We start from the raw sequence: 21,186 nt of genomic DNA on the forward strand, positions 1-21,186 counted from the left end.
GCCCGGGCTCGCAATTTTGATCTGGACCCCGGTCCGCGCATCACCATACCGGCCCGCGGCATGTCACGGCCGCACCTGAGAGGCCTGAAACATGAACGCACCCGATCACATGCTCAGAAGGTCAGAAAATCCTTGCATCGCAGGGCGCATCCAAACATGGACGCCGATAAGGGGTCACGATTCAATGCCGATTGGCCGTGAAGGTATAGCCCTCAAGGCCCTCAGCGGCGCCATCGGCCTGATCCTCGTGATCCTGATCGTGCTGGTGCTGACCGGCCGCCTGTGACGCGCCCCTGACGGTCAGCCCCCCGGCCTGCTCGGACAAGGCCGGGTAAGGAGACGGGACGCGGCCCGTCTCCTTTCGCGTCGGTTCGCTCAGCGCCGACGCACCGAGTTGCCGCCTGCGAGGATGTTGTTGATCAGCGCGGCCACGGCAGCGTTCAGCGCATCCTTTTCGCCCGGCGGGGCAAATTCGTGCGCCGCGGCTGCATCCTGCAGGACGCCGACGATCTCCCTCTCTGGCAGGATGTTGCGGTCATTGAGCGCGAGCAGGAGCGATTCGCAGATTGCCAGCGCGGCGGTTCCGGCGATGTCGTTGGGAACGTTCATGATCGGCTGCGCCTTCAATTCCTAGGAAACGATTCGGGTCTGCGTCGACCGCATGGAACGCTTCGGCAGCATAGGCGTTCCCTGACGGTCGCGACTGATCGAGAGCAGTGTCAGGCGCTTCTTTTCGGCCCCTCGGCAGCTGCGCGACAGACAGCCCATCCTCACCGGAGCCTTTCCCATGCTGATGCTGCAAAGCCCGCTGACACGAAAGCTCGCGGCCTATGTCGCCCTGTCGGGCGCCGATCTGGAGACTCTGGCGCGCCTGCACAGGCGCCGACGGAGCTTTCAGTCCGGTCACGAGCTGATCCATGAGGGGCAGGGCAGGGCCTCGGCCTTCATCCTGTCCGAAGGCTGGGCGTACTCCTACAAGCTTCTGCCGGATGGCGGGCGGCAGATCGTCGATTTTCATATCCCCGGCGACTTCCTCGGGCTGCGCAGCATCCTTTTCCGGACTGCCGATCATTCCATCGAGGCCATAACCCGCATTGAGGCGACCGAGGTCCTGGCCCCGGACATCCTGGATGCCTTTGCCGAGGCCCCGCGTCTGGCCACCGCCGTCCTCTGGGCGGCATCGCGCGACGAGGCGGTGGTGGTGGAGCATCTGGTCAACGTCGGTCGGCGTTCGGCTGAGGAGCGCATGGCGCATTTCCTGCTGGAACTCGGGGCGCGGCTGGCCCTCGTGGGGGCGGGCGACCGGACCGGTTTCGATTGCCCGCTGACGCAATATCACCTCGCCGATGCGTTGGGGCTGAGCGCGGTGCATGTCAACCGCGTGCTGCGCCACCTGCGCGAGGAGGGCCTCGTGACCTTCCGGAACGGGCGCGTGGACTTCGACGATTTCGACAGGCTCAAGAAGGTCGCCGCGTTCGACACCGGCTATCTCGATCAGGACGGCCCGCTGCTGCGCTGAGTGCCCTCCCCGGCAGGTCCAGCCGGGGAAGGTCAGTGCGGACGCTTATGCCAGCGCGCGGGCGGCTGCGTCCAGTTCGCGGCTGCACTCGCTGTCGTGCTTTGCGGCCATGGCCTTCTCGGCCGCCTGATAATGCTTCAGCGCGGCGTCCTTCCTCGGTCCGGCGGGCGCCTTGTCCCAGGCCGCCTTGACGGACTTCATCTTCTCGGCGGTGCCGGGTACGGGGGATTTCGCGTCCATGGGCTTCGTCCTTGCTGGGTCTGCCCGAATTGACGAAGCCTCCCTGCCGGGCCGGACGAGTGCCCGGTTGCCGAGCAGGGAAGCTTCGCCGTCGCTCGAAACAGACAACCGACGGCGGAATATGGTGCCGTCACGAACACCCTACCGACGCTTCTCGCGGGTGTTACTGACGTAGGTTGGCGTCGCACGGATTAGTTTCGTCACGATCCATGACCCCCGGAAAAGCGATGGGGCCGGGGTTGCCCCTGGCCCTCGCCACTGTCGCAACCGACTACTGAGTTCAGTTGGTCGGTGTGATCACGATCTCGACCCGGCGGTTCTGCGCCCGGCCGGCGGCGGTCGCATTGGACGTGATCGGCTCGTAGAAACCGCGCCCGGAGACCGTGATCCGCGACGCGGCGGTCCCGGCGGCGATGAGCTTGCGCGCCACCGCCATCGCCCGCTCCTGGCTGAGCTGGTTGTTGTAGGCCGCCGAGCCGACATTGTCGGTGTGACCGACCACGCGGACCGTCGAGGCCGGATGCTGCCGCAGACTGTCCGATACCGCTCGCAGCGCCGGACGGAACCCCGGATCGACGACCGAAGACGCGGTGCGGAACGTGACCGACTCGGGCAGGATCACCCGAAGTTGGGATCCGGTGTTGGTGATGTCGGCGCCGGTGCCGGCAAGCGAGCGCCGCAACTCCCGTTCCTGCGCTGCCATCTGCGCCCCGATGGCGCCGCCGACGGCCGCTCCGACCGCGCCGCCGATGACCGTTGCCCGGGTATCGCCGCCGATGACCTGGCCTGCTGCGGCCCCGGTCAGCCCGCCGATGATCGCGCCGGTCCCGGGCTGGTTGGCCGTGCCGTCGGGATTGGTGCACCCCGCCAGTGTCAGCGCTGCCGTCGTGATGGCAATCGCGATAGTCCTTCGATATCCGCCCATCGTGCATCCCCCTTGATGGAGAGCCCCGGCCATGCATGTGCGCGACTGACTCCCCCAATGATCCGGACAATGGCAGGGACGCGGATCATCCGGGCTGATCTGAATTAGCTTGAAATCAAAAATACTTGGGCTTTCCGCGCGCAGAGCACCGCGTCGGGCCGGCTTGAGGTCGACGGGTTTCGCGGGGGCCGGGTGAAGGTCCGTCAAGTGCTGTCGGGGCGGTGAAGACCAGGCCCCGCTGGCCGGCGCGGCAACGGCGCGGTCCGCCTCACATGACCGGGGGCGAAGGGACAGGACTCAGGGTGACGGCCAGACGGTGCGATCCGCCCGAGAGCTTGACGGTCAGCCGCCCGTCTGCCGGGTGAAGGGGCGCGCCATCCAGCGTCGCCGTGGCAATGCCGTGGCCGGTCCGGCCGGGGTTGTCGATGGTGATTGCCAGCCGGGTTCTGCCGATCGTGACGGTGGCGGACATCCGCGGCCAGGCTTTCGGAAAGCAGGGGTTCAGGACGAGGTCCCCGCCTGCGCGGGTCAGACCCAGCAGGCCCTCGATCCCCGCGCGATACATCCAGGCCGCCGACCCGGTGTACCACGTCCAGCCGCCGCGCCCCGCATGGGGCGCGCTGGCATAGACATCGGCGGCGACCACATAGGGCTCGACCTTGTAGCGGGCGGCATCCTCTGGCGTCAGGGCGTGGTTGATCGGGTTGAGCATCGCGAACAGCCGCCCCGCGGCGTCGCCGTCGCCCATGCGGGCGTGTGCCAGCACCGCCCAGATCGCAGCGTGCGTGTACTGCCCGCCGTTTTCGCGCAGGCCCGGGGGATAACCCTTGATGTAGCCCGGATCCTGCGGGGTGGCGTCGAAGGGCGGCGCGAACAGCAGGGCGAGGCCGGGGTCGGGGCGGATCAGGTGTTCGGTCATCGATGCCATGGCGGACGCGGCGCGCTCGGGATCTGCCGCGCCCGAGAGGACGGCCCAGCTCTGCGCGATGCTGTCGATGCGGCATTCCCGGGATGCGGCCGACCCCAGTGGCGTGCCGTCGTCATAGGTGCCGCGGCGATACCAGGCGCCGTCCCAGCCCTCGCGTTCTATGGCCTGCCGCACCGCCTCGGCGTGGCGGCGCCAGCGTTCGGCCCGCGCGGGGTCGCGGGGCCGCGCCAGCGGCGCCATTGCCTCGATGGTGGCGATCAGCAGCCAGCCCAGCCAGACCGAGGTGCCGCGCCCCCTCTCGCCCACGCGGTTCATGCCGTCATTCCAGTCGCCTGTGCCGATCAGCGGCATGCCGTTCTCGCCGGTCAGCGAGATCGCCTGATCGAGGCCCCGCGCGCAGTGTTCGAACAGGCTTGCGCTCTGGTCCGAGACGCTGGGCAGGAAGAAATCGTCATGCACGCCCGGCAGCAGCGCCGGGCCCTCGATAAAGGGCACCTCCTCGTCCAGCACGTCGGCATCGCCGGACACCGCCACATACTGCGCCACCGCATGGCCCAGCCAGACCCGGTCGTCCGAGATCCGGGTGCGCACGCCTTGGCCCGAATGCGGCAGCCACCAGTGCAGAACATCGCCTTCGGGGAACTGGCGCGCGGCCGCACGCAGCAGATGCGCCCGCGTCAGGTCCGGCCGCAGGGCGGCCAGCGCCATGCCGTCCTGCAACTGGTCGCGGAAGCCGTAGGCGCCGCTGGCCTGATAGAACCCCGCCCGCGCCCAGATCCGGCAGGCGAGCGTCTGATAGAGCAGCCAGCCGTTCAGCATGATGTCCATCGCGCGGTCGGGCGAGGTCACCTGAACTGCGCCCAGCAGGTCTGCCCAGTGTTCCGTCACTTCGGCAAGCGTCGCCTCGGGGTCGGTGGCGCGATGGCGCAGGATCAATTCGCGCGCTGCCTCGCGGCTGTCGGCCTGGCCCAGCAGGAACAGCACCTCCACGCTCTCGCCCGGGGCCAGCACGATGCGGCGTTGCAGGGCGGCGCAGGGGTCGAGCGCGGGGCCGGTTCGGCCGGACAGGGGCGCGGCCCCGATCCCCTCGGGGTTTGCCATGCCGCCGCCGACGCCGAGGATCTCGGCCCGGTCGGCGCTGTGGCTGGCGGTGCCGGCGCCCAGATCGGCGAAGGCCACGCGGCCCGCGAAGGCGAGGGAGAACGGGTTGCGGGCAAGGATGGCGCCGGTCTCCGGGTCGGCCTCGGTGATGACATGGCGCAGGGTCGCTCCGCGCGACGGCCCCAGCACCCATTCGACATAGGCGGTCACCGACAGCGGACGCGGGCGGTCGGTGGTATTGCGCAGCGTCAGGTGGGTGATCTTGACGGGGTCCTCCAGCGGCACGAACTGCACCATCCGCGCGTCGATCCCGTTGGCGGCATGCTCGAAAGTGCTGTGGCCGAATCCGTGGCGCGCGACATAGAGGCCGCTGTCGCGGATCGGTCGAGCCGTCGGCGTCCAGGTCGCGCCGCTGTCGAGGTCGTGCAGCAAGATCGCCTCGCCCGCCGGGTCCATGACGGGGTCGTTCGACCAGGGCGTGATCTGATTCTCGCGGCTGTTGACGGCCCAGACATGGCCCGCGCCCAGCGCCGAGACCTGAAAGCCGAAGCCCGGGTTGGCGATCACGTTGATCCAGGGGGCTGGCGTCGTCTGCCCATCGCGCAGGACGGTGACGTATTCGCGCCCGCCGTCAGCAAAGCCGCCGGTGCCGTTGAAGAACTCCAGCCTGGAGGTGTCGAAGGCTGGGGCGGACGGCCCTGCGGTTTGCGGGCGGGCGAGCGCCCGCCGTCGCGGCGGGGTGGCGGCGGGCGCCGCGTCGATCTGCTGGCCGATGCTGCCCCGGCCGGCGACCAGCACCACACTGGCCACAGCCAGCAGCAGTGCCCGCGCCTCCGGCCCGATCAGGTCGCTGCGCAGCACATGTACAGCGCCGTCGGCCATCCCCTCGGGCGGCTGCGCGCGCGGCCGCGACCGGGCCGAGCGCACCGCGACCTCGATCATGGTCTGCAAATCCTGCACATAGGAGGCCGCGCGGTCGTTCAGCACCACCACATCGACGGCAAGCTGCCGCATCCGCAGGTATTCATGGGCCGCCAGAACCTCCTGCAATCTTGGCGCGTCCTCTGCATCCTCGATGCGCAACAGGATGATGGGCAGATCGCCCGAGATCGCATGGGGCCACAGCGCAGACTGAGGCCCCACCCCGACCAGGATGGTGGCGGCGGGCACCCGCAACCGGGCGTCCGCCCGGATCAACATGCCGCCGAGGCGCTGGAAATCGGCCGCCGCGGCATGGGTGATGTCCAGATGCCGCAGCTGCACCTGCGCCTGCGTCCAGGCCAGCGTGACCGCCCGGCCAAAGGCTGACGGGTCGCGGTGGCGGTCCACCAGGTCAAGGAGCACATCCGGGTCGTCGGCGACCATGGTCCAGAAGGTCACCCGCGCCATCCCCCCCGCGGGCACCACCACCGACCGGCGGATGGCAAAGATCGGGTCCAGCACCGTGCCGATGCTCTGCGACAGCGGCGCAGTGGCCATGGCCGCCCGGCCGATGCTGCCGCCCGCGCCGACGAACCTCGCCCGGTCCGTCTCGATCTGGATCGGCGCGGCCTCCGCCCCCTCGACCACGGCGATGTGGGCGGCCCAGACCTCGGGGTCGGTGGGGGACCGGCGGCGGCGCGTGGCGACTATCACGCCCAGCTCGGGCAGGTAGTCGGTCACGACGAACAGCTTGGAGAACGCCGGATGCGCCACATCGGCCGCCAGCGGCGCCAGCACCAGCTCGGCATAGGAGGTCAGGTCGATCTCGCGCGCCCGGCGGCCGGTGTTGGTCAACGTCACCCGCCGCGCCTCGGCGTCGTCCTCGGCCGAGACGACGACCTCGGTCAGGGTCGTCAGGTCATCGGTCTGGTGGGTAAAGGCGGCGTGATGCTCGCTGAACACCGCCCCGTGGCGGGCAGGATCGGCGCCGGTGGGCTGCATGCCTGCGGACCAGAGCGCGCCTGACGCCCGGTCGCGCAGGAAGATGAACGCCCCCTGCCCCGCCGTCGTCGGATCGTCGCGCCAGCGCGTCACCGCCAGGTCGCGCCAGCGGCTGTAGCCCGCCCCCTTCGGCGTCAGGACCACCCCATAGGTTCCGTTCGAGAGCAGATGCGCCGTGGGTGCGGCCTCCGCCGGGGCGGGGAACCGGCGGACCACCGGCTGGGAGGCGGGTTCGGGCGCGGTGGCGAGCACCTCGCGCGCGCGGGGCGGCGCATCGGTGGCATCGCGCGGCACCCGCTCCTGCAGCAGCAACTCCACCGCCCGGATCATCGGTTCGGCGTGGAAGCGTGCACGCAGGCGGCTGTCCTGCACGCAATTGGCGATGGCGGCGATGGTCATGCCCTGGTGATGGGCCATGAAACTGCGCACGATGGCGCGGTCGGCCCCGGCCGGCAGGCGTGTCGGGGTGAAATCCACCGCCTCGTAGAAGCCGAACCGCCCCTCGGCCCCCAGCGCCGCCAGCCGGGCAAAGTTGCGCAGCGCGGCCGCCGGGTCGACCATGGCCGCCAGCGCCGTTGCATAGGGCGCGACCACACGGTCCGCGCCCAGGCCGCGCTTCAGCCCCAGCCCGGGCACGCCGAAGTTGGAATACTGAAACGTCATCTCCAGATCGCGGGCGTTGTAGGCGGATTCCGACACGCCCCAGGGGATACCCAGCGTCTCGGCATAGGCGCGCTGGCGGGCAACGATGCGGCGGCCAGTTTCCTCCAGTGTTGAACCCATCGGTTCCTGCAGCACGAGGGACGGCATCAGGTATTCGAACATGCTTCCCGACCAGGAGACCAGCGCCGAGCCCGCGCCCAGCGGGGTCGCCGCACGGCCCAGGCGGAACCAGTGGCGGGTCGGCACGTCGCCCTTGGCGATGGCGACGAGGCTTGCCAGCCGCGCCTCCGAGGCGAGAAGATCGTAGCAGCTGTGGTCCAGCCGGTTTGTGGCCAGCGAAAAGCCGATGGAGAGGAGTTTCTTGTCGCAGTCGAGCAGAAATGCGAAGTCCATGCCGGTCGCGACCGCGCGGGCGGTGCGTTCGACCGCGGCAAGGCGGGGGCCGAGATCCAGATTGCGGTCGGCGACGTGGCCGGCCAGCCCCGCGCGCATGGCCTCGCACCAGAAGGCCTCGTCCGAGGCGGGATCGCAGGCGGCACGGGCATGCGCCGCGGCGCCCTCGGCCAGCGACAGCAACCGGTCGAGCGGCGCACCCTCCGCCAGCGCCTTTGCCAGGCCCGCCAGCAGATCGTCCAGCGCCGGGTCGGGCGCGACGGCAAGCGCGCGTTCGGCCAGCCGCAGGCCATCGCGCAGGCCGGCGCGCCAGTCCGCACCCCTGGTGGGCGCCGCCCGCCATTCGGCGCAGGCCTGCGCCACCGCGATCAGGTGCCCGGCCAGATTGCCGCTGTCGACCGAGGATACATAGCCCGGCTCCAGCACGCGCAGGTCGTCGGTGGCGTGCCAGTTGTGCAGATGGCCCCGGAACCGGGGCATGCGCTGCATGGTGGCCAGCGTCCGCTCCAGCCGCGTCAGGGCATTGGCCCGCCCGATCCAGCCCAGATCATGCGCCGCGGTCACGGACAGAAGATACATGCCGATATTCGTCGGAGAGGTGCGCCGCGCCAGCGCCGGGCCGGGGGTTTCCTGGAAGTTGTCGGGCGGCAGGAAGTTGTCGGCCGCGGTGACGAAGGTCTCGAAATAGCGCCAGGTGCTGCGAGCGATCAGCCGCAGGCCTTGTGTGTCCGCCTGCGTCAGGGGGCCTCGGCGGTGCAGCGGCGCGGGCTGGCTGATGCGGTGGGCGACGGCGGGGCTGGCGAGCCACAGCAGGGCGAAGGGCAGCACCAGCGGCCCGACCGCGGGGTTGAGCGCCGCCGCCCCGCCCGCCACGCCGAGGCCAAGCGTGATACCCAAACCCATGCGCCGGTACGCACCGGGCTGGTCACCCTTCGTCGTCTGCGCCGCCGTCACCCATTCCAGCAGGTTGCGGCGCGACACACCCAGCCGCCAGGCGGTGCGCAGGATCGCGTCGCCCATCCGCAGGGCGGTGTCGGGCAGGAAGGTGACCGCCAGCATGATCTGCGCCAGCGCCGCACGCGCGTCCGCACCCAGCGCCGCGACATGGCTGCGCGCCGTGATCCCGGCCCGGCCAGGCTGCAACACGAAGGGCAGCGGCAGCAGATGCGGCAGCGCGAGCATCGCCAGCACCGCCAGCGTCCAGCCCACCGCCACCGGCAGAGGCAGCAGCCAGCCCGCCGCCAGCGCCGCCAGCGTCAGTGGCGGCGTCAGCGACCGGCGCAGATTGTCGATGATCTTCCAGCGGCCGAGCGCGGGCATTGCCCCCCGCCCGACCAGCCAGGGTAGAAGCTGCCAGTCCCCGCGCACCCAGCGGTGCTGTCGGCGGGCGGCGACGTCGTGGCGCGCGGGGAAATCCTCGACCACCTCGATGTCCGAGACGAGGGCCGCGCGCGCGAAAATGCCCTCGAACAAGTCGTGGCTGAGCATGGTGTTGTCCGCCACCCGCCCGGACAGCGCCGCGGCAAAGGCGTCGACATCGTAGATGCCCTTGCCGGTAAAGGATCCCTCGCCGAACAGATCCTGATAGACGTCCGAGATCGCCGCGCCATAGGCGTCGATCCCCGCGTGACTGGCGTGGATGCGCTGGAACAGCGAGCCTTCGGGGCCGACCGGCAGGGCCGGCGTGACGCGCGGCTGCAGGATGCCGTAGCCTTGCGTCACCCGCCCCAGTGCGGGGTCGAGGCGCGGCCGGTTCAACGGGTGCGCCATCTTGCCGACCAGCCGCCGCACGGTGTCGCGCATCAGCCGCGTGTCGGCGTCCAGCGTGATGACGAAGCGGACGTCCTTCGGCACCACAGCAGGCGCGAGGAAGCTCGTGTCCGTCGCCCCGCGCAACAGGCGGTTCAACTCTGCCAGCTTGCCGCGCTTGCGCTCCCACCCCATCCAGACGCCCATGGAGGGGTTCCACAGGCGCCGGCGATGCAGGAACAGGAAGCGGTCGCCACCGGGCGATGGGTACGCCGCGTTCAGGCGGGCGACTTCGGCCCTGGCGAGCGTGATCATCGCGGCGTCCTGTGGCGCGGTCTCGGTGGTGGCATCGGGCCCGTCGGACAGCAGCGCGTAATGCAGCGCGCCTTCGGTACTGGACAGGTGGTGCACCTCCAGCTGGACGATGGCGGCGGCAACCTCCTCGGCATTGACCAGCAGGATCGGCACGGCGACGAGGCAGCGCAGGTCAGGCGGCACCCCCGCGGCCAGCTCCATCCCCGGCAGGCGCTGCGGGGCGACCGACCGTGTGACCGCGAGGTTGACGAGCGCATTGCCTGCCTCCAGCGCAAGAGCCAGGCCCGCGACGGCCAGCGCCAGCGCGGCCCAGCCCTGTGCCCCCGACAGCCACAGTGCCAGCGCCAGGATGGCCAGCGAGGCCAGGCCGATGGCGGCCAGATACCCCGTCAGGCCCGCCCGCGCGACAAGGCGCCGGGCGCGCAATCCCGGCCGCGCACCGTAGCCGATGCAGCTCTCCAGCGTCCCGCGTCCCGGCCCGATCAGCCAGTGGCCGGGGTCGCGGTTGGCCTCCCCCTCGCCCCCGGCGGCGAGCGCCAGCGCGGCTCCGGCGACCTCTGCCTCCGGCTTCCCCGAGCCGCGCGCAAGCGTTTCAATCGCGGTGCGATAGAGGTTGCGCGTCGAGAAATCGAGCGCGGCGAAGTCCGACGCCGCGCGCAGTTGCGCGTCGACCGGGCTGACCTCCTCGAAGAAGTCCTGCCAGTCCATCTCGGAGATCAGGCGCATGCTGGTGACGACATTGCGCATGGTGACGTTGGAGGCGCCCTGCCGCTGCTGGGCGTGCAGGATCACCGTGTCCCGCGTCATGCCCTGTGCTGCGAGCCGGTCGTCGAGCCAGCCGCAGAGGGGGGTCTCGGTCGGGTCGCAGCCGCGCAGGCGCTTGGCGATCTGGGCAGCCAGGATCTCGGGCAGCGGCGCGCCCTCCAGCGGGGCGACGGCCTGCGCCAGCCGGAGCGTGGGCGAGGATCGGGCAGCGGTCGCGGGGCCGCGCCCGTCGTCCGTGACGAGCGGGCCATCGACCAGCCTGTCTGCCGCGTCACGCTCTGCATGGGCCGCCACGATCTCGTCCGACAGCCGGCGCGCGTTCTCGATCAGCACGATGCGCAGGGTGATTGCCACCGCCCACAGCTCGCCGATGGTGAGCGGCTCGACCGTCTGATAGGCACGCACGAAGCGGGCCAGGACCGGTGGATTGAGCAGGCTGTCGGTGTGGGCGACATAGGCCCAGGCGAGGCCGAGGACGCGCGGATACCCGGCAAGCGGCCCCTCGGCCAGTTTCGGCAGCTGGCGATAATAACCGGGCGGAAGGTCGCCCCGGATCTGTAGCAGCTGCTGCTCGATGATGTGGAAGTTGTCCAGCAGCCATTCCGCGGCAGGGGTGATCGTCTGTCGCGCCCGCACCGCCTGCGCGCAGGAGCGATAGGCGGCAAGGAGGACATCGGCGTTGTCGCCGACCCTTGCGGCAAGCGGCATCACGCGCATGCGCCGACGCGTGACCCGCTGGGCTTGCGCAAGGGAGATTGCATGATGTTCGAGGCGCTCGGCGCCGAACAGGTCCGCGCGGATGACCGTGCTTTCTCGCCACAGATCTGAGCGCGCACGCCTGCGGGCAGTGCCGGGCCAGAGCGATACTCCTGCCCCTGACCCGGCCAGAGAACGCTGGCCTGCGGCTCGGGGGATCACCGCAAGGTCGGCAGGCTACTGTTTTCAGACCCCTTTTCGTCCGGGCCTGAATCAACCGGTGTCGCGGACCAGGTCGGCGTCGCTTCACGCACGCTGCGAGGCGCGTTCCTGCCTGCCGGGCCATCCCGCCAGTCCGCTCGGATGCGGCGGGTCATCGTGGTCCATTCTTCCTCGATCCGATCCCAATTCATGTACAGGTCCTTTCTGGACATGGCAGGCCGCCGTTCCGGCGACGCTGGTCTCCCCTTCAACAACCTCCGTCCCGGACGCGTTCCACCGTGGCGGGGCAGCGGTGGGCCTGCGTCATGTCGGACAGGCCCCTGACAGGCGCGCTGGCACAGCCGGGCCGACATCGGGCAGGAAGAGGATACCGCTGCCCGGCCGTGACCGGACTGATGCATGTTGGTGACGGCCCATGCCTGCCCACCTGTCACGAGACTTTTCCACTTGCAGGTTGCGGTCGGGCACGGCCCCTCCCTCCGCCGCCTTCAAAGGAGCCGCCGGGTCCGGACCGTTCATCGGGAATAAGGGAACGCGCCCTGCTACCGCGCGTTGTCCTCGTGTCGGGCAAACACGCGATCGGTTGTCGATCTGCCCCTTGCCCGCGGAGGACTTTCGATGAAACGGCTTCTTTCAACCACCGCGCTTGCGCTGGCGCTTGGCTTGCCTTCTGCGATTCTGGCCCAGAGCACGCCCGCTCCCGAGCGCGCGACGCAGAGCCAGAGCGCCAGCATGGCGGGGTTTCTGAGCCAGCGGGACCAATCCGACCTCTTCGCATCCGAACTGATGGGCCATGATGTCCATGCGCGTCGGGTATCCGCAGACGCTTCGGCAGCAAGAACCGGGGCCATGGCTACGGTCAGCCGGGCCGATCTGGACGAAATGGACAACATCGGCCAGATCAACGAGATCGTGCTGTCGCATGACGGTCAGGTCCGCGCCATCGTGATCGGCGTCGGCGGCTTTCTTGGCATGGGCGAGCGCGATGTGGCGGTCACGATGGATCAGGTGACGTTCGCCTCCGATCCCGAAGATCGCGCGCAGATGCATGTCATCGTGAATGTCGCAGCGGAGATGCTCGAAGGCTCCCCTGCCTATGACCGTTCGTCGATGATAGACGGCGGGCCGATGGACCGGACCGGCGCGGCCACGACCAACCGCACGTCACTTGACCGGCCGGAGATGACCCGCGACGGGTACAATCTGGTCGATGCGACGCGCGTCACGACCGAAATGCTGGTCGGCGCGACGGTGTATGACCCGTCAGACACATCTGTGGGGACGGTCGAAAAGCTGGTCCTCGATGCTGACGGGGCGATCACGAACTTGATCATCGATTTCGGCGGTTTCCTGGGGATGGGCTCGCACCAGGTGTCGGTGCGCTTCGACGATCTGACGATCTTTTCGAACGACCGCGCCACCGACATGCGCATCTACGTGGATGCCACCAAGAAGCAGATCGAGGCCCTGCCGCAGTACCAGGCGATGAACTGAAGCACTCCTGCGGGGCCATGCGTGGCCTCGCAGCCGACCACGGCAACGGGAAAGGCCACGCACCCCGGGTGCGTGGCCTCCTCATTCTGGCCCAGTTCTGGCGTCAACCGCCGTGATGCGGCATCGCCTTCAGCTTGTCCTTGGTGGTGTCCATGTGAACGCGCACATCGGACCCGCCGGTTGCCCGCAGCACCGTGAGGTCGCCGAAGGGGACCAGCACCGAATGCGCGCCGATGCCGAGGAAACCGCCGACATCGATCACGGCCGCGGTGATCCGGCCCTCCGATCCGATCTTGAGCGCGCTGACCGAGCCGATGGACTCGTCCTCGCGGCCATAGACCTTGGCGCCTTCCAGATCCGACGACTTCAGCTCGTGGACTGCCGCCTTGGCATACCCGTCGCGGGCAAAGGCGTGGGTGCCGCCGCCGGACGCGCCGGTGGGTGTGGTTGTGGTGGGTGTCATGATGTTCTCCCTGTTCCCGGAGGGGCCGGGAACTCTGAGCGCAGGGGCCCCCTGCAGGGTCGTGGATCGCCGCTCCGCTCGCGCCGCGAAGGTCTTGGCGCGGTGTCGATCAATGACGGGGTCAACGCAGCGCACCCCGGTATTCGGATCGTGCGGCGGGTCGTACATGGACAACGCCGCAGCGCAGGGGACGTTCCCTGGCGCGCGCGCCGTCAGCGAGGCCGGGCCAGAAAGAACCCCACCATTTCCGCCGACGCGTCGGGCCCGCGCGAATCGGTGAAGGAGCCGCCGGCCTTGCCCCCCGACCAGGCGTGGCCTGCGCCCGCGACCTGCCAGAGTTCCACATCGACCGTTCCGTCGGGCAACGCATACTCGGTGCGCAGATAGCTCCGGCCTGCTGCCTCGGCGGGCGTCACCCGGGCCGGGGTCCGGGAGCCGACCGCGGCCAGCACGATCTGCGGCGCGTTGGAGGGGTGCACGGCACTGTCGGCATCGCCGTGAAAGACGATCCGGCGGGCGGGGGCACGGCTGCCCGCCGCCGCTGGTCTGCGTGCCCGCGCGGCCGCCGGTGTGCCGCCACTGCGCATGGCGGAGAGCGCCGACATGACATCGCTGGCCGCCCCGCGCGCAAGCCCCGAATGCACGCCCACGGCCGAGAAGACATCCGGATAGGTCTCGGCCACGATCACCGCCATCGCCCCGCCTGCGGACAGGCCGGCGACGAACACGGCCTGTCGGTCCAACCCGAATTCCCGCATCAGAGCGCGGGTCAGGCCGGCAAGGATCGCCGGCTCTCCCCTGCCGCGGGCCTGGTTGACGGGCACGAACCAGTTCCAGCAGGACGCGCCGTTGTGGTCGCGGGTCTGCTCCGGCCAGGCGACCGCCAGACCGTGCTTCTGGGCCAGCGCGTTCATGTCGGTGCCGGTCGCAAAGTCGTCGGGGTTCTGTGAACAGCCGTGCAGCATCAGAATTAGGCCCGTCGGCCCCTGCGATTGCCCGGCCGGCAGGAAGAGCTTGAAGTCGCGGGTCCCGGCGCGACCGCGATAGGTGCGGTCCAGATACTGTGCGCCCCGGGGTATAGGCGGCGGGCGCGAAGGCGTGGGGACACGATCGAGCAGCAGGCGGGCGGGCAGCGATGACCGCGCCGCGCGCAGCTGCTTCACCACGGCGCTCAGACGCCGGTCCACCTTCGCGCCAGCCCGGGATGCCGCTTTGCGCCGTGCCTTTGCAGGCGGCTTGCGGTGCTTTATCGCGACGGTCGGCTTGCCCGGCGTCATGGCCTGCAGGGTCGACAGTGTCTCAAGCGTGGTCTTGATTACTGCAGCACCTATAGCCCGCTGCATCGCCCTTGCGGAGGACCGCGGCTTGCCCGCGCGGGCAAGCCGCATCGCCCGGCGCATCGTGCGCGGGATGGTGAATTTCATCCGAGGTCCCTCGAGGCTGGGCGCACCTGTTGTGGCGCCGTCCCGGCATCATGCCCGGCATCGCCCGCCTTGACGCTAACATGCGGTGTTGCCTCCGCCGCGCGGCAGTGACTTCGTCCGAAGTCAGGGGCAGCGGGGATGCACTCTCGCCGTGGCCCCGACACTTCTCCGCCTCGCCCTGGCCTAGACGCCCGGCAGTCCGGCTGCCAGCGCCAGCCGGACGAGGTCCGGCAGCGAGGTGGCTCCGGTCTTGCGCATCACCGCCGCCCTGTGGTTCTCGACCGTGCGCTGGTTGATGCCGAGGTCGGCGGCGATGATCTTGTTCGGCGCGCCCTCCAGCACCCTGGCCAGAACCTCGCGTTCGCGCGGCGTGAGATCGGCGAAGGATTTCAGCGCGATGCGCCGCGCGCCGTGGCGGGCGCGATCGTCGATCGCCTGTTCGAGGGCCTGCCCGATGCTGGCCAGGAGATCCGCCGCGCTGGCCGGTTTCTCGATCAGATCCGCGGCGCCCGCCTTCATCGCGCTCACGGCCATGGCCGTGTCGCCACTTCCCGTCAGCATCACCGCAGGCAGGGACGAGCGCTCCGCCCGCAAGGCCTCCAGCAGCGCCACACCGCCCATGCCGGGCAACCGGTCGTCGATGACCAGACAGGCCCTGGCGCCCGGACGGGGAGCGGCCAGAAATGCCTCGGCCGACGGGTAGGTGATCACGTTCCATCCCTCGGCCTCGAACAGGCGGCGGGTGGCCTCGCGCACCATGGGGTCGTCGTCCACGATGTGCACTGTCGCCTGGTCGGCCGCAGAGCCGGCGAGGTGTTGCGCCCGGGCTGCCCCGGCGCCCTGCAGCAGGGCGGCGATCCGGTCCAGCAGCACGTCGGGCAGGACGGGCTTGGCGATCTGCACGAAGGGGGTTCTCGCGATCTCGCGCATCGTCGCGGCCGTGATGTCGCCGGTCAGGATGATGGTCGGGATGCCATGGCCCAGAGCCCGAGGCATATCCTGCGCCAGCGACAGGCCGGACACACCGCCATGCAGGTCGAAATCCGTCAGCAGCAGGTCGGGCGGCTTCGCGGCCCCGTTGGCCCAGGCGAGGGCATCCGGCGCATTGGCCATGGCGACGACGCTGTGTCCCTCGGCCGTGAGCGCACGGGCAAGCAACTGACGGAGTTCGTCCTCGTCCTCGACCAGCAGGATCGTGCCGGTCTGTCGGCCACCCTCGACCGGCGCTGTGTCCGCCAGCGCTGCAGGCTCGGCTGCGGCCAGCGGAAGCGTGACCATGAAGGTCGATCCCTTGCCCTGGACCGACCGGACATCCACCGGATGAGCCAGCAGGTCCGCCAGCCGCTGGACGATCGACAGCCCCAGCCCGAGGCCCTGCGCGGCCAGGAACGCAGGCTGCTCGCCCCGATGATAGGCGTCGAAGATCGCCTTGCGCTCGGACGCGGCCACACCGATGCCGCTGTCGCAGACCTGAATCGTCAGACGGTCGCCGCGGATGCGGCATCCCATCACGATGCCGCCCCTCGGCGTGTATTTCACCGCATTCGACAAGAGGTTGCGCAGCATCTGCTCAAGAAGCTGCGGATCGGTCCGCACCCAGGCCTTGCTCGGCACCACCCGCAGCTTCAGCCCCTTCATCTCGCACAGCGGCGCGAACTCGTCGGCAAGACGCGCCATGAGCGGGGCAACCGCGATGGCCCGCACCTGCGGCCGCACGATGCCGGCCTCGATGCGGTTCACGTCGAGCAGAGCGTCAAGCATTTCGGTCATCGTCTTCAGCGTGCGGTCCAGCAGCGCCGCCAGCCGCAGCGCCTCGGCTCCCTTGCGGCCGCGCGTCATCAGCTCGTGCAGCAGCGCCAACGACTGCAACGGCTGGCGCAGGTCGTGGCTGGCGGCGGCGAGGAACCGCGACTTCGCAAGCGTCGCGCGGTCGGCCTCGGCCCTCGCGGCGACGAGTTCCTCATGCGTGCGCTTGTTCTCGGTGATGTCGACGAAGGTGATCACCACGCCTTCGACGCGCCCGCCATCGGCGCGATAGGGCTGGACCCGGCGCAGATACCAGATGCCCCCGGCGCCAGCGATCTCGCGTTCGATCGGGCTTGCCGTCGCCAGCACCGCGGCCGCGTCGGCGGCAAGATTGGTGTCGCTCGACAGGGCCGCCAGATCGGACAGCGGCCGGCCGATATCGGTCGGTATGACATTGAAAACCGCGCGGGCGGTGGGTGTGAAGAACCGGATGTTCAGGGCGCGGTCGAGGAAGATCGTCGCCACATCGGTGCTGTAGAGCACGTTCTGCAGGTCGTTCGCGGTGGTGCGGTGGCGTTCGACGGTCTCCTGCAACTGGGCGTTCAGCGCGGTCAGCTCCTCGTTGAGCGCCTGCAACTCCTCCTTCGAGGCGAGCAGCTCCTCGTTGGTCGACTGGAACTCCTCGTTGACCGACAGTGCCTCGGCGGTATCGGCGGCGTGGCCCTCGACCTCCTGTTCCAGTTCGCGCAGGGCGTCGCTGAGATCGTTGCGGGTCGCCTCCAGATCGGCTTCGAGTTCGGCGATGCGCGATGCGGCATCCGCCGCCCCGGGCGCATCGGCCAGCGACCCGGTCGCCGCGGGCGGGGCCTCGAGGAAGCAGGCGAGCAGCAGGTCTTCCTTGCCGGCCTGGACGGCGCGCAGCTCGATATTGAACCGGCCCTCGCGCGTCGAGCGTCCGCCGGGAACGACGACGACCGGATTCGCGGCGTCGCAGGACGCCGCCGCCATGCGGAACCGTGCGTGCAGCGTCCGGGGCAGCATGCCCAGAAAGCCCGGATCGGGGTGGCCCTGCGTGACGCTGAGATAGCGTTCGGTCGGGCCCAGCAGAAAGAGACAGTCGAACCGGCGGTTCATCAGCACGGCCGCGGGCGCGTAATTCTCCAGAACGACCCGCCGACACAGCTCCGCCAGGGAGGTCCTGCGACTTGGCTTCGGGTAGGCCTCGACGGGCCTCGCGGTCCGCGCGCCGGCTGCGACATGCAGATCGCCCGGCCGGCCGGGGCCGACGCAGCGCCAGAGCCGGGCGTCCTTGTGGGCGACCTCGAAGCTGCCATCTTCCGGCCCGGGCGTTTCGGCAGCCCCCAGCAGCAAAAGCCCGCCGGGACGCAACGAGAATGCGCATAGCCCGATCACCCGCCGCTGCGCCTCCGGCTCCAGATAGATCAGCACGTTGCGGCACGACAGCAGGTCGATGCGCGAGAACGGCGGGTCGGACAGCAGGTCCGCCACGGTGAAGACGATCACGTCACGCAGTTCCGGCCGGACCCGCCAGCCGCCCGCCTCGGCCTCGAAGAACCGTGCAAGCCGCGCGGGCGATACCACGCCTGCGATGTCGGCGGGATAGAACCCCTCGCGGGCGGTGGCCACCGCGTCGGCGTCGATGTCCGAGGCGAAGACCTGAAGGCCGGCCTTCGAGCCTGCCGCTTCCAGCGCCTCGATGCAGAGCATGGCCAGGCTGTAGGCCTCCTCGCCGGTGCTGCATCCGGCCACCCAGACTCGCAGCGGCCGGTCGGCGGGCTGGGACGCGATCAGTTCGGGCAGGGCTGTCGCGCCGAGGTGCTCGAACACGCCCGGATCGCGGAAGAAGCTCGTGACATGGATCAGCAGATCGGCCGTCAGCCGCGCAAGCTCGGTGCTGTCGGCGCGCAGCATCGTCAGATACCGCTCCGTCTCGTCCGGCCCACAGCCAGCCATCGCCATGCGACGGGCGATGCGGCGCTTGATCGTTCCAGTCTTGTACAGCGTCACATCCTGCGGGGCCGTTTCCGCGACGAGCGAGATGATGGCATCGAAGTCCCGCTTCGCCCCCGGCCCCGCAGCGCCGGGCGTCACGGCTGTCCGACCCGCGCCGGCCTTCGCGACTCCTGATGGGTTCGCCACAGCCCCGGCGGCCAGCTGACCCAGCACCGCCGGCATGTCCGCGATGCCCAGGACGTGATCCACGAGACCGGTGGCAATGGCGCTGTCCGGCATGCCGGAATACCCGGCCTCCTTCGGGTCCTGCGCCAGGATCAGCCCGCCTGCGTCATGGATGGCGCGCAGCCCGCCGCTGCCGTCCGTGCCGGTCCCCGAAAGCACGATGCAGGCCAGCGGCGATGACGCCTGCCGTGCCAAAGACTGCAACAGCACGTCGAAGGGCAGGCGCACCGCCTTGCCGCGCTCGGGGGCAGGGGTGTGGAGAACGCCGTTCTCGACGGTCAGAAAGACGCCCGGCGGGATGACATGCAGATGGGCAGGCCGCAGCGTCATGCCCTCGGCGGCCAGAACCACCGACAAGGCGGTGTCCCGTGCCAGAAGGTCGACCATCATGCTGTCATGCGACGGGTCGAGGTGCAGGACCAGCACGAAGGCCGCCTGCATGTCGCCGGGCATCGCCTTCAACAGCGCGCGGCATGCCTCGAGCCCGCCTGCGGATGCGCCGATGGCAACGATGGGGAGCGCAGGACCGGGCGTTCGAGCGCGCTCATTGGACATCGTATCTTCCCGCCAGAGGGGGCACCGCGCCCGGCACGCAAAACCGTCACATGCGAAGGCTATTTCGTCGTCGCGCTGCCGTCATGCATGACAACGGTATCATCCTTTTCGGCCGTGCAGAAGCCGGGCTTTTCGGGATCGTCGTTATCGCCCGACGGTCCTGCGGCGCGCAGTTTTCCGACCGGGCTCACCGGTGCACCCGGCGCTCTACGCTTTGTCTAAGTAGATTCCGGGGCTGTCGGCGCGACCGACCGATGGCTAGCTTCAACCCACGGCATGTAGTCGCATTAACCAGTGTGAAGTTGTCCGGACAGCCGGGTTGCGTTCATGGCGAACGTTTCAAAAGCCCCCAAAGTCGGCTCGCGTTTCTTCGCCGGCGACGAGTCCGGCTGTCCGGCCATTGCGAAGGAATTCTCGAGGACGGCACGGAACGTGCCCAGCGCGGTGCGTTGATCGTTCCCGGAAGCCCGTTCTCCATCGCTCGTCCACCGCTGAAAAGGAATGAGAAGCTGGACCATGGCCAAGCTCATCCCTGCTCCCGGAACGATCGGAGCCTTCATCAGGGCGCCCGGCGTCTCCTCTCCGACCCCGCCATCGCCCTGGAGACAGAAACGCCGACTCCCGTGCCAGCGGTGACGCAGATCAAATGCGGCAAGGCGAACGTGCGGACCCACGCCATGCACGGCCCAGACCTCCGGCGAGGCCGACAGCTCCGACCGGAGCCGCAGCACTGCGAGCCGCCTTCATCTCATCCGGACGCAAACTCGCTCCCCCATCGGACGGGCACGGCCCCGCGGGAAGCCGACAACTCCCGTCATCGGAAAGGTGACACGAAGACCATGATTGACGTCCATCCGTTTCATTTCCTCCTGCCGCCGCAGGCCGCGGTCCTGTTTCGCTTCGCCCTCAGGCTTGCCGCCGACGAGACTCGGGCCGAGGATCTGGTTCAGGAGACCTTCCTCAAGGCCTGGGCGAGTCGCGACAGTTTCACGCCCGGCACCGAACTGAGGGGGTGGCTGTTCACCATCCTTCGCAACACGTTCTATTCCAGCCTCCGCAAGCACATACGCGAGGTGGAGGACGTGGACGGCAGACTTACGGCGCTGCTCTTCGAGGAAGCGGCGCAGGAGCATTCCGTCGACCTGAACAAGCTGATTTCGGCCATGGCAAGGCTCCCCGAAATCCACCGTCGGCCGGTCGTCCTCATGGGGGCATACGGATTTTCGCAGCAGGAAGCGGCCGATGCCTGCAACTGCGCCGTCGGCACGATCAAGAGCCGCGTCAGTCGCGGACGGTCCGAACTCGGCCGTGCATTCGGTCGCGACCCGGTGGAGCCCCACGGAACGATCACGCACCCGGGGCCGTTGGCAGACCGGCATGTCGGGGCTTGCATGAGCGAAACGCCCTGAAACCCCGCAACGACAGGAGCCGGACATGGAACGAGCGGACACCGAGAAGGACACCCTGATCATGGATCGTTCGATGCTCCTGCGGAGGGCAAGGGCTCCGCGGCTGCGGGCACGCTCCCTGGCCGAGTTGCGAGACCTGTCCGCGGCGCTCTCCGATGCCTGTGCGGCGTCCAAGGCGGACGCCCTGCGGAACATACGCGCCCGTTGGGCCGATGCTCCGGAAGAGGCCGACGAAAGCACATGCGGCTTCGCAGATCTCTTTGCCGCGCTTCGCCGCGTGCGAGCCGAACTCCAGCGTCGTCAGGACGAGAGGGCGGCCGCTGCGCAACGGACCCTGGCCCTGGATCGCTAGCGGCTGTCCGGTCGGGGCTGCTCTCGTCCCGGGACGTTCCGGAGGTCGACGATCTTCGCCCACTTGGCGCCCCGTCCTTCCGGCCGCGTTCGGTTGCCAGTTGCC

13 protein-coding genes are annotated in these 21,186 nt (G+C 69.4%); 5 read left to right on the top strand and 8 right to left on the bottom strand.

The features are described 5' to 3' along the window. Positions 1-184 precede the first annotated feature (184 nt). Entirely contained in the window at positions 185-286 is a 102-nt protein-coding gene (locus EV216_RS18895; protein WP_424511190.1) for a DUF3309 family protein, read from the top strand. 89 nt (positions 287-375) lie between these two features. On the opposite strand, the gene EV216_RS16055 is transcribed toward EV216_RS18895, so the two are convergent. Beyond that, on the bottom strand, positions 376-609 hold the full coding sequence (locus EV216_RS16055; RefSeq protein ID WP_207894018.1) for a hypothetical protein: 234 nt from the start codon (positions 607-609) through the stop codon (positions 376-378). Positions 610-787: 178 nt separating this feature from the next. On the opposite strand from EV216_RS16055, the gene EV216_RS16060 reads away from it, so the two are divergent. After that, positions 788-1,519 (top strand): Crp/Fnr family transcriptional regulator, encoded by a 732-nt coding sequence (locus EV216_RS16060; protein WP_132696550.1) that lies wholly within the window; start codon positions 788-790, stop codon positions 1,517-1,519. A gap of 45 nt (positions 1,520-1,564) precedes the next feature. Here EV216_RS16060 and EV216_RS16065 read toward each other — a convergent pair whose 3' ends face one another. The 3 genes from EV216_RS16065 to EV216_RS16075 all read right to left on the bottom strand — a co-directional run bounded on the left by EV216_RS16065 (position 1,565) and on the right by EV216_RS16075 (position 11,238). Continuing rightward, on the bottom strand, positions 1,565-1,759 hold the full coding sequence (locus EV216_RS16065; RefSeq protein WP_132696551.1) for a hypothetical protein: 195 nt from the start codon (positions 1,757-1,759) through the stop codon (positions 1,565-1,567). Positions 1,760-2,039: 280 nt separating this feature from the next. Then, positions 2,040-2,684 (bottom strand): YiaD family glycine zipper/OmpA-like lipoprotein, encoded by a 645-nt coding sequence (locus EV216_RS16070; protein WP_132696553.1) that lies wholly within the window; start codon positions 2,682-2,684, stop codon positions 2,040-2,042. A 268-nt stretch (positions 2,685-2,952) separates the two neighbouring features. Beyond that, a complete protein-coding gene (locus EV216_RS16075; protein WP_243642107.1) occupies positions 2,953-11,238 on the bottom strand; it encodes a GH36-type glycosyl hydrolase domain-containing protein in 8,286 nt (2,761 codons plus the stop codon). 819 nt (positions 11,239-12,057) lie between these two features. On the opposite strand from EV216_RS16075, the gene EV216_RS16080 reads away from it, so the two are divergent. After that, a complete protein-coding gene (locus EV216_RS16080; protein WP_132696555.1) occupies positions 12,058-12,933 on the top strand; it encodes a PRC-barrel domain-containing protein in 876 nt (291 codons plus the stop codon). Positions 12,934-13,036: 103 nt separating this feature from the next. Here EV216_RS16080 and EV216_RS16085 read toward each other — a convergent pair whose 3' ends face one another. The 4 genes from EV216_RS16085 to EV216_RS16100 form a co-directional block, all read right to left on the bottom strand. Then, positions 13,037-13,396 (bottom strand): PRC-barrel domain-containing protein, encoded by a 360-nt coding sequence (locus EV216_RS16085; protein ID WP_165899294.1) that lies wholly within the window; start codon positions 13,394-13,396, stop codon positions 13,037-13,039. A gap of 212 nt (positions 13,397-13,608) precedes the next feature. Beyond that, on the bottom strand, positions 13,609-14,784 hold the full coding sequence (locus EV216_RS16090; protein ID WP_243642108.1) for an extracellular catalytic domain type 1 short-chain-length polyhydroxyalkanoate depolymerase: 1,176 nt from the start codon (positions 14,782-14,784) through the stop codon (positions 13,609-13,611). 219 nt (positions 14,785-15,003) lie between these two features. Further along, positions 15,004-19,320 (bottom strand): chemotaxis protein CheB, encoded by a 4,317-nt coding sequence (locus EV216_RS16095; protein ID WP_132696561.1) that lies wholly within the window; start codon positions 19,318-19,320, stop codon positions 15,004-15,006. A gap of 287 nt (positions 19,321-19,607) precedes the next feature. After that, the gene (locus tag EV216_RS16100; protein ID WP_132696563.1) at positions 19,608-19,838 is read right to left on the bottom strand and encodes a hypothetical protein; all 231 of its coding nucleotides are present in this window, start codon (positions 19,836-19,838) and stop codon (positions 19,608-19,610) included. Between the two features lie 321 nt (positions 19,839-20,159). On the opposite strand from EV216_RS16100, the gene EV216_RS16105 reads away from it, so the two are divergent. Continuing rightward, positions 20,160-20,729: a sigma-70 family RNA polymerase sigma factor gene (locus EV216_RS16105; protein ID WP_132696564.1), complete on the top strand. Its 570-nt coding sequence runs from the start codon at positions 20,160-20,162 to the stop codon at positions 20,727-20,729. A gap of 25 nt (positions 20,730-20,754) precedes the next feature. After that, entirely contained in the window at positions 20,755-21,081 is a 327-nt protein-coding gene (locus EV216_RS16110) for a hypothetical protein (RefSeq protein WP_132696566.1), read from the top strand. Positions 21,082-21,186: the final 105 nt, after the last annotated feature.

This window comes from Rhodovulum steppense (genome assembly GCF_004339675.1).
Taxonomy (GTDB): domain Bacteria; phylum Pseudomonadota; class Alphaproteobacteria; order Rhodobacterales; family Rhodobacteraceae; genus Rhodovulum; species Rhodovulum steppense.

Excerpts from the sequence above, each read along its gene's own strand:
- EV216_RS18895 (WP_424511190.1), top strand. The coding sequence starts at position 185 with ATGCCGATTGGCCGTGAAGGTATAGCCCTCAAGGCCCTCAGCGGCGCC.
- EV216_RS16055 (WP_207894018.1), bottom strand. The coding sequence starts at position 609 with ATGAACGTTCCCAACGACATCGCCGGAACCGCCGCGCTGGCAATCTGC.
- EV216_RS16060 (WP_132696550.1), top strand. The coding sequence starts at position 788 with ATGCTGATGCTGCAAAGCCCGCTGACACGAAAGCTCGCGGCCTATGTC.
- EV216_RS16065 (WP_132696551.1), bottom strand. The coding sequence starts at position 1,759 with ATGGACGCGAAATCCCCCGTACCCGGCACCGCCGAGAAGATGAAGTCC.
- EV216_RS16070 (WP_132696553.1), bottom strand. The coding sequence starts at position 2,684 with ATGGGCGGATATCGAAGGACTATCGCGATTGCCATCACGACGGCAGCG.
- EV216_RS16075 (WP_243642107.1), bottom strand. The coding sequence starts at position 11,238 with ATGCGCGTGATGCCGCTTGCCGCAAGGGTCGGCGACAACGCCGATGTC.
- EV216_RS16080 (WP_132696555.1), top strand. The coding sequence starts at position 12,058 with ATGAAACGGCTTCTTTCAACCACCGCGCTTGCGCTGGCGCTTGGCTTG.
- EV216_RS16085 (WP_165899294.1), bottom strand. The coding sequence starts at position 13,396 with ATGACACCCACCACAACCACACCCACCGGCGCGTCCGGCGGCGGCACC.
- EV216_RS16090 (WP_243642108.1), bottom strand. The coding sequence starts at position 14,784 with ATGCGGCTTGCCCGCGCGGGCAAGCCGCGGTCCTCCGCAAGGGCGATG.
- EV216_RS16095 (WP_132696561.1), bottom strand. The coding sequence starts at position 19,320 with ATGTCCAATGAGCGCGCTCGAACGCCCGGTCCTGCGCTCCCCATCGTT.
- EV216_RS16100 (WP_132696563.1), bottom strand. The coding sequence starts at position 19,838 with ATGGTCCAGCTTCTCATTCCTTTTCAGCGGTGGACGAGCGATGGAGAA.
- EV216_RS16105 (WP_132696564.1), top strand. The coding sequence starts at position 20,160 with ATGATTGACGTCCATCCGTTTCATTTCCTCCTGCCGCCGCAGGCCGCG.
- EV216_RS16110 (WP_132696566.1), top strand. The coding sequence starts at position 20,755 with ATGGAACGAGCGGACACCGAGAAGGACACCCTGATCATGGATCGTTCG.